General features: G+C 70.4%; 11 protein-coding genes and 2 pseudogenes. 8 read left to right on the plus strand and 5 right to left on the minus strand.

Annotated features, from left to right (window positions below):
* Window positions 1-467, plus strand: a pseudogene (locus DEP02_RS29825) (alpha/beta fold hydrolase); the annotation flags it as partial.
* Between the two features lie 111 nt (window positions 468-578).
* Window positions 579-1,019: pseudogene (locus tag DEP02_RS35120) on the plus strand (RrF2 family transcriptional regulator); the annotation flags it as partial.
* Here DEP02_RS35120 and DEP02_RS29835 read toward each other — a convergent pair.
* Entirely contained in the window at window positions 926-2,230 is a 1,305-nt protein-coding gene (locus tag DEP02_RS29835) for a globin domain-containing protein (protein ID WP_112470796.1), read from the minus strand. The pseudogene DEP02_RS35120 and the gene DEP02_RS29835 sit on opposite strands and share 94 nt — an antisense overlap.
* A 213-nt stretch (window positions 2,231-2,443) precedes the next feature.
* On the opposite strand from DEP02_RS29835, the gene glnA2 reads away from it, so the two are divergent.
* The 4 genes from glnA2 to DEP02_RS29860 all read left to right on the plus strand — a co-directional run bounded on the left by glnA2 (window position 2,444) and on the right by DEP02_RS29860 (window position 5,646).
* Entirely contained in the window at window positions 2,444-3,805 is a 1,362-nt protein-coding gene (glnA2, locus tag DEP02_RS29840; protein ID WP_112470797.1) for a gamma-glutamylpolyamine synthetase GlnA2, read from the plus strand.
* Window positions 3,806-4,038: 233 nt separating this feature from the next.
* Window positions 4,039-4,599: a putative DNA-mimic protein gene (locus tag DEP02_RS33740; RefSeq protein ID WP_157977570.1), complete on the plus strand. Its 561-nt coding sequence runs from the start codon at window positions 4,039-4,041 to the stop codon at window positions 4,597-4,599.
* 334 nt (window positions 4,600-4,933) lie between these two features.
* Complete coding sequence (locus DEP02_RS29855) at window positions 4,934-5,206, plus strand: ribbon-helix-helix domain-containing protein (RefSeq protein WP_112470799.1); 273 nt, start codon at window positions 4,934-4,936, stop codon at window positions 5,204-5,206.
* On the plus strand, window positions 5,203-5,646 hold the full coding sequence (locus tag DEP02_RS29860; protein ID WP_112470800.1) for a type II toxin-antitoxin system VapC family toxin: 444 nt from the start codon (window positions 5,203-5,205) through the stop codon (window positions 5,644-5,646). The genes DEP02_RS29855 and DEP02_RS29860 overlap by 4 nt, the downstream gene beginning before the upstream one ends.
* Window positions 5,647-5,660: 14 nt before the next feature.
* Here the strand turns inward: DEP02_RS29860 and DEP02_RS29865 are convergent, their stop codons facing one another.
* Both DEP02_RS29865 and DEP02_RS29870 read right to left on the minus strand, forming a co-directional pair.
* Entirely contained in the window at window positions 5,661-5,870 is a 210-nt protein-coding gene (locus DEP02_RS29865; protein WP_112470801.1) for a DUF397 domain-containing protein, read from the minus strand.
* A complete protein-coding gene (locus DEP02_RS29870; RefSeq protein ID WP_112470802.1) occupies window positions 5,867-6,742 on the minus strand; it encodes a helix-turn-helix domain-containing protein in 876 nt (291 codons plus the stop codon). The genes DEP02_RS29865 and DEP02_RS29870 overlap by 4 nt, the downstream gene beginning before the upstream one ends.
* A 375-nt stretch (window positions 6,743-7,117) precedes the next feature.
* Here DEP02_RS29870 and DEP02_RS29875 point away from each other — a divergent pair, with 375 nt between their 5' ends.
* Window positions 7,118-10,120: a bifunctional [glutamine synthetase] adenylyltransferase/[glutamine synthetase]-adenylyl-L-tyrosine phosphorylase gene (locus DEP02_RS29875; protein WP_112470803.1), complete on the plus strand. Its 3,003-nt coding sequence runs from the start codon at window positions 7,118-7,120 to the stop codon at window positions 10,118-10,120.
* 390 nt (window positions 10,121-10,510) lie between these two features.
* On the opposite strand, the gene DEP02_RS29885 is transcribed toward DEP02_RS29875, so the two are convergent.
* On the minus strand, window positions 10,511-11,350 hold the full coding sequence (locus DEP02_RS29885) for a phosphatase PAP2 family protein (protein WP_112470805.1): 840 nt from the start codon (window positions 11,348-11,350) through the stop codon (window positions 10,511-10,513).
* A 75-nt stretch (window positions 11,351-11,425) separates the two neighbouring features.
* The gene (locus DEP02_RS29890) at window positions 11,426-12,460 is read right to left on the minus strand and encodes a LacI family DNA-binding transcriptional regulator (protein ID WP_112470806.1); all 1,035 of its coding nucleotides are present in this window, start codon (window positions 12,458-12,460) and stop codon (window positions 11,426-11,428) included.
* A gap of 424 nt (window positions 12,461-12,884) precedes the next feature.
* Here DEP02_RS29890 and DEP02_RS29895 point away from each other — a divergent pair, with 424 nt between their 5' ends.
* Window positions 12,885-14,159 carry an extracellular solute-binding protein gene (locus DEP02_RS29895; protein ID WP_112470807.1) on the plus strand — a complete coding sequence of 425 codons (1,275 nt, stop codon included), beginning with the start codon at window positions 12,885-12,887 and terminating at the stop codon, window positions 14,157-14,159.
* The last annotated feature ends 40 nt before the right edge of the window (window positions 14,160-14,199 follow it).

Consider the following 14,199-nt stretch of genomic DNA (forward strand, 5'->3'; position numbering starts at 1 on the left):
CGTGCGCCACGCTGGCGAGTGCGGCCGGGCTGCCGCGCGTGGCGGGGCCCTCGCTGCGCCGGGCGGCGGTCCGGGAGGGCCGGGTCGGCGGCGGGGAGCCGGCGTCGTACGACCTGGTCCGGCGCGCGTACTCCACCAGCCGCTGGCTGCGCGCGGCCCTCGCCGAGAACGCCACCTACACCGACCAGGCCGTCGCCCTCGCGACCCTGCGCCGGTCACGGCCGCTGCCGACCGGCCTGCCCGTCACCGTGCTCGCCGCCGACGACCCGCGCCGGCCCGCACGCCGGCGGGAGAACTGGCTCGCCCGGCAGCGGGCGTTGGCCACGGCCCTCGGCGGCACCTTCCGCGTCAGCGCCCGGGCCGGCCACCTGCTCATGCTGGACCGCCCGGGAGACGTGGCCGACGCCGTACTGCACACGCACGCGTGCCCGTCCTGCGACAACGAGCAGCGGGAGCAGGGCTGCTGAAGGCCCTTGCCGCGAACGGGGGCGTCACGCACGTCCTGGTGACCGGACGTCAGGTGAGAGAGTCGGTGCACATAAGTTGAACGCCGGATGCGCATTATTTACCCTGGCCGCATGCGGCTGCTGCGCTCCACCGACATGGCGTTGCGCGTCCTGATGCGGCTCGCCGTCGCGGGCGGGTCCAGCCCCACGACCCGGGAGGTCGCGGCGGACATGGGCGTGCCGTACACGCATGCCGCGAAGATCGTCGCCGACCTCCAGCACCGCGGGCTGCTCACGGCCCGCCGCGGCCGCGGTGGCGGCCTGAGCCTCACGGAGGCCGGCCGGAACGCCTCGGTCGGTGCGCTCGTGCGCTCCCTGGAGGGCGAGGGCGACGTCGCCGACTGCGACGGCACCACCCCCTGCCCCCTCAGCTCCGACTGCCGCCTGCGCGGCGCCCTGCGCCGGGCCCAGGAAGCCTTCTACGCCACGCTCGACCCGCTCACGGTCGACGACATGGTCGCGGCCCCGACGGGCCCGCTGCTGCTGGGACTGCCCAGCATCCGGACGGCGTCCTCGGAGCCCTCGACGTCCCCGGCGTCCTCGACGCCCTGAGCGGACGCGCATCGTGGCACGCGAAGGCCGGCCGGGGCCACACCCTTGGCGAGGAGCTGCTCGCGCACCGCCCGCATGAAGGGGAGCGGGCCGCACAGGTACGCGCGCGTGCCGGCCGGGACGTCGACGTCGGTGAGGTCGGCCAGGCCGGGCCGCCCGACGCCCGCCGCGTCCTGGGCGTCCTGCTCGTAGAAGAAGACCGCCCGCGCGTCCGTCAGCTTGGCCGTGTACGCCTCGTGGTCGGAGCGGAGCGCGTGCGCGGCGGGGGAGCGGTCGGCGTGGACCACGGTCACCGGGGTGCTGTGGCCGGTGAGGGCGAGCTGGTCCAGCATGGCGATCATCGGGGTGACGCCGATGCCGGCGGAGGCGAGCAACAGCGGCGCGTCGGTGTCCTCGAGGACGAGGTCGCCGTACGGGGCGGACAGCTGCAGGACGTCGCCGACGTGCACGTGTGCGTGCAGGTGGTTGGAGACCTCGCCGTCGGGGGTCGTGGCGTCACCGGCCACCCGCTTGACGGCGAACTGCCGCTCCGGCGAACCGGGCGCCGCGGTCAGGCTGTACTGGCGGATCTGCCGGGCGCCGTCCGCGAGCCGGACGCCGACCGAGACGTACTGTCCGGCGCGGTAGCCGGGCACCGGGCCGCCGTCGACGGGGCGGAGCCTGAAGGTGGCCACGTCCGCGGTCTCCTCGATCCGCTCGACGACCTCCCACTCGCGCCAGCCGGTCTGCTCGCTCTGCTCGTACAGCCGCTTCTCGATGGCTATGAGGGCGTTGGCCATCAGCCAGTAGACCTCGGTCCAGGCGGCGGCGACCTCGGGGGTGACCGCGTCGCCGAGGACCTCGACGATGGCGGCGAACAGGTGTTCGTGGACGATCGGGTACTGCTCCGGGGTGATGCCCAGCGAGGCGTGCTTGTGGGCGATGCGCTGCAGCATCACGTCGGGCCGCTGGTCGGGGTTGTTCACCAGGTGCGTCGCGAAGGCGGCGATGGAGCCGGCCAGCGCCTGCTTCTGCGTGCCGGCGGCCTGGTTGCCGCGGTTGAACAGGTCGCGCAGCAGTTCGGGGTGGGCCGCGAACATCCGAGGATAGAAGCGCTCGGTGATCTCGCCGATGGCCGCGCCGACGGCGGGGAGGGTGGCGCGGACGGTGGCCGCTGACTGCTCGGACAGCATGGTGACTCCTCGAAGACTCGACCGGATTGCTCGATCGCTCGACTGATCGAAACGGTATTGAAACTTGCATTTGAGATGCAAATTAAGCGGGCGTGGTCTCCGTCACGTGAGAAAGAGTTCGGCCATGAGGAGGGCGCATCACAAGAGCGGCGCTCAGCGGGCAAGATGGACGGCAGAGCGGTACACCTGCGGGCAAGGATGGGGAAGCGGAAGATGGACAAGCAGCAGGAGTTCGTGCTCCGGACGTTGGAGGAGCGCGACATCCGGTTCGTACGCCTGTGGTTCACCGACGTGCTCGGCTTCCTCAAGTCCGTGGCCGTGGCCCCCGCCGAGCTGGAGCAGGCCTTCGACGAGGGCATCGGCTTCGACGGGTCCGCCATCGAGGGCTTCGCCCGGGTCTACGAGTCCGACATGATCGCCAAGCCCGACCCGTCCACGTTCCAGATCCTGCCCTGGCGCGCCGAGGCCCCCGGCACCGCCCGCATGTTCTGCGACATCCTCATGCCGGACGGCTCCCCGTCCTTCGCGGACCCGCGCTACGTCCTGAAGCGCGCCCTGGCCCGCACCTCCGACCTGGGCTTCACCTTCTACACCCACCCGGAGATCGAGTTCTTCCTGCTCAAGGACCGCCCGGTCGACGGCTCCCGTCCCACCCCCGCCGACAACTCCGGCTACTTCGACCACACCCCGCAGGCCGTCGGCATGGACTTCCGCCGTCAGGCGATCACCATGCTGGAGTCGATGGGCATCTCGGTGGAGTTCTCCCACCACGAGGGCGCGCCGGGGCAGCAGGAGATCGACCTGCGCTACGCCGACGCGCTGTCCACCGCGGACAACATCATGACGTTCCGCCTGATCATGAAGCAGGTCGCGCTGGAGCAGGGACTGCAGGCGACCTTCATGCCGAAGCCGTTCTCGGAGTACCCGGGCTCCGGCATGCACTCGCACCTGTCCCTCTTCGAAGGTGACCGGAACGCGTTCTACGAGTCCGGCGCGGAGTACCAGCTCTCCAAGGTGGGCCGCTCCTTCATCGCCGGCCTGCTCCGCCACGCCGCCGAGATCGCCGCGGTCACCAACCAGTGGGTCAACTCCTACAAGCGCATCTGGGGCGGCTCCGAGCGCACCGCGGGCGCCGGCGGCGAGGCCCCCTCGTACATCTGCTGGGGCCACAACAACCGCTCGGCCCTGGTCCGCGTCCCGATGTACAAGCCCGGCAAGATGGGCTCCGTACGCGTGGAGTTCCGCTCCCTGGACACCGGCGCCAACCCGTACCTGGCCTACGCCGTCCTGCTGGCCGCCGGCCTGAAGGGCATCGAGGAGGGCTACGAACTCCCGCCCGGCGCCGAGGACGACGTCTGGGCCCTCTCGGACGCCGAACGCCGCGCGATGGGCATCGAGCCGCTCCCGCAGAACCTGGGTGAGGCCCTGAAGCTGATGGAGAACAGCGACCTCGTCGCCGACACCCTCGGCGAACACGTCTTCGACTTTTTCCTGCGCAACAAGCGGCAGGAGTGGGTGGAGTACCGCTCGGAGGTCACGGCCTTCGAACTGAAGAAGAACCTGCCGGTGCTGTAAGCGCGGGTCAGAGCGGGTTTCCCGCCCATTCGACGAATGGGGCCGACGATCGCGGACCGTCGGCTCCACGGCGTCTCGCCGCCCCTGGGCCGTCCGGCACAGGGCCGGTGCCCTCGTACAGGCTGTCCACGGCCTTCCGACGCCGTCACAGCTCCACAAGTGTTCTGTGTGCTTCCGAGTCCGTCGGCTCACTCGTCGGCCGTTGTCAGTGGTGATCGCTACTCTGTGCGGCCATGGGACTTTCCATTACCGTAGGGCTCCTGGACGGCCTGGCGCGCAACGACGCCGAGGGGCTGGCATACCATCGTGGCGCGTTCGCGCGTCTCACCGAGGCACTCGCGGACAACGGCATCGACTGGCACGAGCCGGAGATCAGCGATCCGCCCGCCGACCCCGCTGTCTCCACGGGCTTCCCCTACGGCTATCTGATGCATCTTCGCCAGATCGACGACGAGGCGACCATGCTCGACTCCCACCTGCTCTGCCACTCCGACTGCTCGGGTTACTACATACCGGTCGACCTCGACGGGCCGCTCTTCCTCCCGCCGGAGGCGGATGTCGAGGGGCATGGCATGGTCGGCTCCAGCCAGGGCCTGCTGACCGAACTGGTCGGCGTCGCACCGTCACTCGGCATCCACCTCGACGCCGACGGCACGCTCTCCGCCGCCGAGGAGACCAAGCTGGCCGAGCTCCCGCTCGACGCCCCCTTCGAAATGGAGAAGTTCACCTGGCACCAGCTCTATCGTGCCTGCCGGGCGAGCATCGCCGGCGGCCGTGCCATCGTCTTCCAGTGACACCCCGACGACTGCGGGCCGAGCGCGTCGGCCCGGAACACGGCAGCCTCGTCGATCGGCCCGTGGCCTTCGCACTCGCCGGTGCATCGGCGCTCGCAGCAGGGCAGGCAGTCGACTCCGGAGCGGTGGACGGGCGATGCCGTGGGGGCCCGCGAAATGCATGAACGTGGCCCCGTCCTGGGGCGTGAACTGCTGGGGCCCGGTGGCCTCCAGTCCGCGAGCGGTCAGTTGTTCGTAGGCGGCCCTGGCGTCCGTGAGTGAGGCCGCCGCCAGGATCTGCGGACGCCGCGTTCACTCGCAGGCTCGGAAGGTACATAACCTGTACCATGTCGGTATGGCTCTGAAGCGCACCAACGTCTACGCCGAGGACAGTGACCTGCAGTTGATCAAGCAGGCCGCGGCGCGGTTGGGTGTGTCGGAGGCGGAGATAATCCGCGAGGGCATTCACCGGATCGCGCTGGCACACCAGGTCTGGGAGGAGCCGTTCGTGTCCGACGAGGAGACCTTCGACCTCGGCGGTCCCGTGGCGGAGGACGAGATCAGCGCCGCGGTGTCCTGGGGATACGAGGAACGTGAGCGCCGGAACCGGCGGGGCAACGCCGCGTGATCGCTGTCGCCGACACCTCCGGCATCCTGACCCTGTTCAACCGGTCCGATCCCGACCATCACGCCGCGAGGAAAGCCGCGGACCAGTGCGGTTTCCTCGTCGCCACGCCGCTCGCGCTCACCGAGGTGCACCAGGTGGCGACCAGCCGGGCCGGACGGGCGGCGGCCGACGGAATCCTCCGCTCGCTCACCGCGCGCGTCCGGCAGATGCGGCTGGTCCTGGCCCCGCCGACGCCGGAGATCCTTGAGGCCGCGCTGTCCGTGCGGGCTCGGTACGCGTCGCTCGATCTGGACCTGGTGGACGCGGTGAACGTCGCCCTCGCCGCCGAGTACGACACGGACGTGGTCCTCACCAGGGACCTACGGGACTTCCGGACCGTACGCCCGGTGGGTGGCCGTGGCCGGTACTCCTGCTTCCGGATCCTCCCTGACGACCTCTAAGCGGTTCTGCGGGGTCAGTTCCTGCCGGCGAAGGCCACGAAGTCGGCCCACGAGGTCGGTGCGAGGGCGAGACAGGGCCTCCAGGTGTCCTTGGAGTCCCGGACGTGGACGACAGCGGGGGTCATGGCGACTTCGACACAGTCGCTGGGGTTGCTGCTGTCGCTGTAGGTGCTCTTGAACCAGGTCAGTTCGACAACGTCGCCGACCGATTCCTTGCGGTTCATGTCTCCCCCAGCAGTTGTTCGATGAAGATGAGCGACTCTCGTGCGGTCAGAGCCTCGGCCCGGATGACGCCATAACGCAGTTCGAAGATCCGCAGCTGCCGGGGCTCGGAGACAGGACGGTTGCCGAACTCGTCGTCGGCCCGGCCAACCGCCGTGCCGTCCGCGAACTTCAGCACCTGAATCCGCCCTCCCGTTCCCGGGTGGTCCCCACGAGACGTGGGCATCACTTGGATCTCGACGTGACGCAACTGCGCTACCTGCAAGAGGTGTTCGAGCTGTCTGCGCAACACCATCCTGCCCCCGACGGGGCGGCGCAGGGTCACCTCTTCCTGGACAAAGCTGAGTTCTGGGACGGGAGTGCGTTCGAAGATCGTCCTGCGGGCCATACGAGCGGCGAGTGCCAGGTCCAGCTCATCCTCCGACAGCGTCGGTCGCCGCGTGCTCAGGAGAGCCCTCGCATACTCCTCGGTCTGGAGAAGCCCGTGCAGGTTGTGGCTGCCGTACGAGAGCAGTTCCACCGCCTTGGCCTCCAGCATCGCCAGGTCCCGTACCTTCTTCGGGTACCGGACCTTCCTCACGTCCTCCCAGGTCGCCGAGATGAGCCCACCCGCGCCCAACACCTCGTCGGCCTTGTCCAGGTACTCCTCCCGCGGGATCCGCTTCCCGCCCTCGATCTTGTAGACCAGGTCCTCCCCGTACCCCATCGCCGCCCCGAACTCGGCGACCCGCATCCCCACCGCCTCCCGCCGCAGCTTCAACTGCCGCCCCACGGTGGCGATCACCGCGACGCCCCACTCGTCGTCCGGGTCCACCTCCCATCCCGGCTCGTCCGCCTCGCCCCTGAGCCGTACCGCCTCGCCGTCCACCGACATGCCGCACCCCTCCGTCGTACGCGTCGTATCGCGACGTATCGGACGGTAGGGGCATCGGCCACGCTGAGTGACAGGAGCGACCCGGAGCTCACACCTACGAGTGAAGTAGCCCTGTGGGCGGACAACAAGTGGAGGATTTGGGCCAACCCGCTGTGGCAAAACCGCAGGTCGCGCCCCTCCGTCGTGGCTCAAACCTTCCACTTGCCCCAGAGAGCCCGCTCGGTGAGGCGATGGCGATCACATGGTGCGCCCGCCCCACGCTCGGGTGTGCCCGGTGCCTCCGAGGCGCTGAAATCGGGGCCCGCCGCTGGGACCCGAGCCCGGTGCTCCGGTTAGGCTCTGGCCAGGGTGGGCTCGATCCGACGGGAGGCCGGGATGACGGCGCCGGGGCGCAGGAGCAGTACCTTCACGCGGCTGCTGCGGCACGGCTTCATCGATGCCTCGGGGGCCGAGCGGCTGCTGGAGAGCCCGGAGCTCGTCCCGCTCAGGGACGATCCCGTGCTGTTGGAGGCGCTGGGGGCCACCGCCGATCCGGATCTCGCGCTCGGGGGGCTCGTGCGGTTGCTCGAGGCGCAGCCCACGACGACGGACCGGCGCGAGTTGCTCGACACCCTCATAGCCGCCAAGCCTCTGCGCGATCGGCTGCTCGGTGTGCTCGGCTGTTCTGCCGCGCTCGGCGACCACCTCGTCCGGCACGCCGGTGACTGGCACGCGCTCGTCACCTACGAGCCGCGCGACCTGCACCCCGGGGTGGAGGAGTTCGAGCGGGGGCTCGCGGAGGCCGGCGACCCCGTCGCGCTGCGCGTCGCCTACCGGCGCTGTCTGCTGTCCATCGCCGCCCGCGACGTGTGCGGCACCACCGACGTGGTCGAGACCGCCGCCGAGCTCGCCGACCTCGCCACCGCCACCCTGCGCGCCGCCCTCCGGCTCGCCCGCGCCGCCGCGCCCGAGGACGACGCGCTGTGCCGGCTCGCGGTGATCGCCATGGGCAAGTGCGGCGGCCACGAGCTGAACTACGTCTCCGACGTCGACGTGATCTTCGTGGGGGAGGCCTCGGAGGGCGCGGACGAGGGGAAGGGGCTCAAAGCCGCCACCCGGCTTGCCTCGCACATGATGCGGATCTGTTCCGAGACCACCGTGGAGGGGTCGATCTGGCCCGTCGATGCCAACTTGCGGCCCGAGGGGCGTAATGGGCCGCTCGTGCGGTCGCTCAGCAGTCATGTGGCCTACTACCAGCGGTGGGCCAAGACCTGGGAGTTCCAGGCGCTGCTCAAGGCCCGGCCGGTCGCCGGCGATCTCGAACTCGGCGGGCAGTACGTCGCCGCGCTCTCCCCGCTGGTCTGGCAGGCCGCCGAGCGCGAGAACTTCGTCGCCGACGTGCAGAAGATGCGCCGCCGTGTCGTCGAGAACATTCCCGTGGCCGAGGTCGAGCGTGAGCTGAAGCTCGGGCCGGGCGGTCTCAGGGACGTCGAATTCGCGGTGCAGTTGCTGCAGTTGGTGCACGGGCGGACCGATGTGTCGCTGCGGAGCGGGTGCACGCTGGATGCGTTGCGGGCGCTGGCCGCGGGGGGTTACGTCGGCCGCGTGGACGCCGTGCAGCTCGACGACGCCTACCGGTTCCTGCGGTCCATGGAGCACCGTCTGCAGCTGTTCCGGCTGCGGCGGACCCACCTCGTCCCCGAGAGTGAGGCCGATCTGCGTCGGCTCGGGCGGTCGCTCGGGCTGCGCAGCGACCCGATCACCGAACTCACCCGGGAGTGGAAGCGGCACACCAGCGTCGTACGGCGGCTGCACGAGAAGCTGTTCTACCGGCCGCTGCTCGACGCGGTCGCCCAACTGGCGTCCGGTGAGGTCCGGTTGAGTCCCGAGGCGGCACGGGAGCGGCTGGTCGCGCTCGGGTACGCCGATCCGGCCGCGGCGCTGCGGCATCTGGAGGCCCTCGCGTCGGGGGTGACGCGGAAGGCCGCGATTCAGCGGACGCTGCTGCCGGTGCTGCTGGGGTGGTTCGCGGACTCGGCCGATCCGGATGCGGGGCTGCTCAATTTCCGCAAGGTGTCGGATGCGTTGGGGAAGACGCCGTGGTATCTGCGGCTGCTGCGGGACGAAGGGGCTGCCGCGGAGAACCTGGCCCGGGTGCTGTCGGCCGGGCGGCTTGCCCCTGATCTGCTGATGCGGGCGCCGGAGGCCGTGGCGTTGCTGGGCGACGGCGGAGGTGACGGGGGTGGGCTCGCGCCGCGGGGGCGGGTTCAGTTGGAGCAGGAAATACTCGCCGCGGTCGGGCGCGCCGAGAGCGCCGAGCAGGGGGTCACGGCGGCGCGTGGCGTGCGGCGGCGGGAGCTGTTCCGTACGGCCGCCGCCGACATCGTCGGTTCCTACGGCACCGAGACCCGGTCCGCCGAGGCCGACCGGGGCGCGCTCGTGGACCGGGTGGGTCAGGCCGTCTCCGACCTGACGGCGGCGACACTGGCCGGCACCCTGCGGGCGGTGGTGCGCGAGGGGTGGGGGGACACTCTGCCGACCCGGTTCGCGATCATCGGGGTGGGGCGGTTCGGGGGGCATGAGCTGGGTTACGGGTCGGATGCGGACGTTCTTTTCGTGCATGAGCCCCGCGAGGGCGTGGACGAGCAGGAGGCGGCTGAGGCTGCCAACCGGGTCGTTGCCGAGATGCGGCGGTTGCTGCAGGTGCCCAGTGCGGATCCGGCGCTGCTGATCGACGCGGATCTGCGGCCCGAGGGGCGCAATGGGCCGCTGGTGCGGACGCTGAAGTCGTACGAGGCGTACTACCGGCGGTGGTCGCAGACGTGGGAGTCGCAGGCGTTGCTGCGGGCCGAGCCGGTGGCGGGGGACGAGGAGCTGGGGCGGCGGTTCGTGGAGCTGATCGATCCGCTGCGGTATCCGCGGGGTGGGCTGGGCGATGACGCGGTGCGGGAGATCCGGCGGCTGAAGGCGCGGATGGAGTCCGAGCGGCTGCCTCGGGGGGCGGATCCGAAGCTGCACACCAAGCTGGGGCCGGGTGGGCTGTCGGATGTGGAGTGGACCGTGCAGCTGATGCAGATGCGGCACGGGGCGGAGGAGGCGTCGTTGCGTACGCCGCGGACGCGGGAGGCGTTGGCGGCGGCTCGGGGGCTGGGGCTGGTGTCCGAGGAGGACGCGTCGACGCTGGACGAGGCGTGGGTGCTGGCCACGCGGGTGCGGAACGCGGTGATGCTGGTGCGGGGGCGGGCGGGGGACACGTTTCCGACGGAGTCGCGGGAGCTGGCTGCGGTGGGGCGGTACCTGGGGTACGGGCCGGGGCATGTGGGGGACATGCTGGATGCGTATCGGCGGACTGCTCGGCGGGCTCGGGGGGTCATGGAGTCGCTGTTCTACGGAGCGTAGCGCTCCGCTGGGGTGCGGGTGCCTCCGGCGGTTTGGGCCGGGGCGCCTGCGGTGGGTTGTGGGGTCGGGGCCGTGGGGGTGCGGGTGCCTTCGGCGGTTTGGGGCGGGGCGCCTGCGGTGGGTTGTGGGGTCGGGGCCGTGGGGGTGCGTCCAGCCCGCCGCGCACGGGCGTACTGCTGTGGGCTGTCATGGCTGGACTGGGCAGAGACGAAGTATGCGGCGGGTTGACGCACCCCCACGGCCCCTTCCGCCGTCGTGCGGGTGCGGGGCCGCACAGCTGCAGGTAGTTGCAGCCGCTCAGCCTGCGGGCAGTCGTGCCTCCCCCAGTGCTGAACGCCTGGGGAGGCACCCGTTCCCACGGTCACCCGAACTCCGGGAACTGTTCGGGCTCTACGCCCCCGCCGGCTGCAGAGCCACCGCCTTCGGCAGCGCGTGCGGCAGCGCCCCGTACCAGGTGCGGGCCGCTGTGAAGCCGAAGGAGAGGCACAGGACGCCGCCGACCGCGTCGAGCCAGAAGTGGTTGGCGGTGGCGACGATGACGACCAGGGTGGCGACGGGGTAGAGCAGGCCGAGGACGCGGACCCAGGGGATCGCGCACAGGGCGAAGAGGATCAGGCCGCACCACAGGGACCAGCCGATGTGCATGGACGGCATCGCGGCGTACTGGTTGGACATGTGCTTGAGGTCGCCGGAGGCCATCGAGCCCCAGGTGTTGTGGACCTGGACCGTGTCGATGAAGTGGTCGCCGGTCATCAGGCGTGGGGGCGCCAGGGGGTACAGGTAGTAGCCGAGCAGGGCCGTGCCCGTGGTGATGAAGAGGGTGGAGCGGGCCGCCGCGTAGCGGCCGGGGTGGCTGCGGTAGAGCCACACCAGGACGCCGATGGTGACCACGAAGTGCAGGGTCGCGTAGTAGTAGTTCATGCCGATGATCAGCCAAGTCACGGAGTTCACCGCATGGTTGATCGAGTGTTCGACGGCGATGCCCAGGTGGTGCTCGGCGCGCCAGATCCAGTCGGCGTTGCGCAGGGCCTGGGCCTTCTGTTCGGGGACCGCGTTGCGGATCAGCGAGTACGTCCAGTAACTCACCGCGATCAGCAGGATCTCGAACCACAGCCGGGGGCGCCGGGGGGTGCGCAGGCGTCGTACGGCTGTGGGGCGGATGTCGTCCGTGACGGGGGGCGGAACGTCTTCTTCCCGGTCTTCCAGCCGAGTCACGGTCGTGTCACCCATGGGCACAGAGTCTGCCAGACAAACCTTTCCGGGACGATCATCCCCCGGTCGGGTGCGGCTCCCACGTTCTCCGCCTCACGGACGATTGCGGTCACCGGGGGCCGAAGCGGTCGAGCCGCGGACCACCAGCTCCGGCATGAACACGAACTCGCTGTGCGGTGCGGGCGTCCCGCCGATCTCCTCCAGCAGGGTGCGCACCGCCGCCTGGCCCATCGCCGGCACCGGCTTGCGGATCGTGGTCAGGGGAGGGTCGGTGAAGGCGATCAGGGGGGAGTCGTCGAAGCCCACGACGGAGACGTCCCGGGGGACTTCCAGTCCGCGCTGCCGGGCCGCGCGGATCGCGCCGAGCGCCATCATGTCGCTGGCGCAGACGAGCGCCGTGCAGTCCCGGTCGATGAGTGCCGCGGCGGCGGCCTGGCCGCCCTCCAGGGTGTAGAGGGAGTGCTGGACCAGCTCGGACCCGATGACGTCCGGGGACAGGCCGAGCTGCTCGTGCATCGCCCTGACGAAGCCCTCGATCTTGCGCTGGACCGGGACGAAGCGCTTGGGGCCCAGGGCCAGGCCGATACGGGTGTGGCCCAGGGAGGCCAGGTGGGTGACGGCCAGGGTCATCGCCGCGCGGTCGTCGGGGGAGATGAAGGGGGCCTGGACCTTCGGGGAGAAGCCGTCCACCAGGACGAAGGGCACGCCCTGGGCGCGCAGGCGCTCGTAGCGGTCCATGTCCGCCGTGGTGTCCGCGTGCAGGCCGGAGACGTAGATGATGCCCGCGACCCCGCGGTCCACCAGCATCTCGGTCAGCTCGTCCTCGGTGGAGCCGCCGGGGGTCTGGGTGGCGAGCACCGGGGTGTAGCCCTGCCGGGTCAGCGCCTGGCCGATGACCTGGGCCAGCGCCGGGAAGATCGGGTTCTCCAGCTCGGGGGTGATCAGGCCCACCAGGCCCTCGCTGCGCTGCCGCAGCCGCACCGGACGCTCGTAGCCCAGGACGTCGAGGGCGGCCAGCACGGACTGGCGGGTGGCGGCGGCGACGCCCGGCTTCCCGTTGAGGACGCGGCTGACGGTCGCTTCGCTCACCCCCGCCTGGGCAGCGATGTCGGCAAGCCGTGTGGTCACATGAGTGGACTGTACCGGTCGCCTTCCGCCCTGCCCACCGGCCGGCCGCCTGGTGCGCGTCGTTGGACGGCCCGTTGCGGGCTGCTGCGTCATCGCGTTCCCTCGTGTTCGGTCGACGTCCGGGTCTCGGCGTCCGGTCTGCAACGGGATGATTCCCCCCTCGCCACCGTATGGCAAGGGCTTGCAGAGTCTTGCACAAGTATCCGAGTCCCCGTCCACCCGCGTGAAACCAGGGTCGCGGGGCGGGTGCGGACAGGTCACGAAGGGGTAACCTTCACGATCTCTTGCGCTTTTTTTCTGCAAGGTCTTTCGCGAAGCTTGCAACGCTGTTACTTTCACCGTCGCCCGGCGGCGGCAACGGCGCGGCGGGAGCGGCGGACGGGACCGCTTCCCGCTCACGGGCTTTCACCTCAAGGAGAAACTCATGCGGCGTGGCATAGCGGCCACCGCGCTGGTGGCGTCCCTCGCCCTCGCGGCAACGGCGTGCGGCGGGAGCGACAGCGGCAGCGACAAGTCGGACGGTCCGGTGACCATCACCTGGTGGGACACCTCGAACGCCACCAACGAGGCGCCGACGTACCAGGAACTGGTCAAGCAGTTCGAGGCGGCCAACAAGGACATCAAGGTCAAGTACGTCAACGTGCCCTTCGACCAGGCACAGAACAAGTTCGACACCGCCGCCGGCTCCAAGGGCGCCCCGGACGTGCTGCGTGCCGAGGTCGGCTGGACCCCGGCCTTCGCCAAGAAGAGCTACCTGCTGCCGCTGGACGGCACCGAGGCCCTCGCCGAGCAGGACAAGTTCCAGCCCAACCTGATCGAGCAGGCCCAGTACGAGGGCAAGACCTACGGTGTTCCGTTCGTCACCGACACCCTGGCCCTGGTCTACAACAAGGACCTGTTCAAGAAGGCCGGCATCACCGAGGCCCCCAAGACCTGGGACGAGCTGAAGAAGGCCGCCGCCAAGATCAAGGACAAGACCGGCGTCGACGGCTACTGGGGCTCCACCCAGGCCTACTACGCCCAGAGCTTCCTGTACGGCGAGGGCACCGACACCGTCGACGCCGACGCCAAGAAGATCACCATGAACGCGCCCGCCGCGAAGAAGGCGTACGGCACCTGGCTGAGCCTGTTCGACGGCAAGGGCCTGCACAAGGCCGACACCACCGCCGACGCCTACGCCCACATCCAGGACGCGTTCGTCAACGGCAAGGTCGCCGCGATCATCCAGGGCCCCTGGGAGATCACGAACTTCTACCAGGGCTCCGCCTTCAAGGACAAGGCCAACCTGGGCGTCGCCCCCGTCCCGGCCGGCTCCTCCGGCAAGGCGGGCGCTCCGACCGGCGGCCACAACCTCTCGGTCTACGCCGGCTCCGACAAGGCGCACCAGGAAGCGGCCCTGAAGTTCGTGAAGTTCATGACCTCGGCGAAGTCCCAGGAGGCCATCGCCCTGAAGAACTCCACGCTGCCCACCCGCGACGACGCCTACACCGCCGAGGTCACGGCCGACCCCGGCTTCGCCGGCTACCAGGGCGTCCTTTCCGCCGCCCAGCCGCGCCCGGCGCTGCCCGAGTACAGCTCCCTGTGGGGTCCGCTCGACACCGAGCTGGTCAAGATCGCCGCCGGCAAGGTGACCCTGGACAAGGGCCTGAACGACGCCGAACTCGCGATCACCAAGCTGGTCCCGGACTTCAGCAAGTGAGCCGCCGTGGCCGCCGGGTCCTCCGCGGAGGACCCGGCGG

The sequence above is a fragment of the Streptomyces triticisoli genome (genome assembly GCF_003270085.1).
Classification (GTDB): domain Bacteria; phylum Actinomycetota; class Actinomycetes; order Streptomycetales; family Streptomycetaceae; genus Streptomyces; species Streptomyces triticisoli.

Coding starts and splice junctions, on each gene's coding strand:
- DEP02_RS29835 (WP_112470796.1), bottom strand. CDS start 2,230: ATGCTGTCCGAGCAGTCAGCGGCCACCGTCCGCGCCACCCTCCCCGCC.
- glnA2 (WP_112470797.1), top strand. CDS start 2,444: ATGGACAAGCAGCAGGAGTTCGTGCTCCGGACGTTGGAGGAGCGCGAC.
- DEP02_RS33740 (WP_157977570.1), top strand. CDS start 4,039: ATGGGACTTTCCATTACCGTAGGGCTCCTGGACGGCCTGGCGCGCAAC.
- DEP02_RS29855 (WP_112470799.1), top strand. CDS start 4,934: ATGGCTCTGAAGCGCACCAACGTCTACGCCGAGGACAGTGACCTGCAG.
- DEP02_RS29865 (WP_112470801.1), bottom strand. CDS start 5,870: ATGAACCGCAAGGAATCGGTCGGCGACGTTGTCGAACTGACCTGGTTC.
- DEP02_RS29870 (WP_112470802.1), bottom strand. CDS start 6,742: ATGTCGGTGGACGGCGAGGCGGTACGGCTCAGGGGCGAGGCGGACGAG.
- DEP02_RS29875 (WP_112470803.1), top strand. CDS start 7,118: ATGACGGCGCCGGGGCGCAGGAGCAGTACCTTCACGCGGCTGCTGCGG.
- DEP02_RS29885 (WP_112470805.1), bottom strand. CDS start 11,350: ATGGGTGACACGACCGTGACTCGGCTGGAAGACCGGGAAGAAGACGTT.
- DEP02_RS29895 (WP_112470807.1), top strand. CDS start 12,885: ATGCGGCGTGGCATAGCGGCCACCGCGCTGGTGGCGTCCCTCGCCCTC.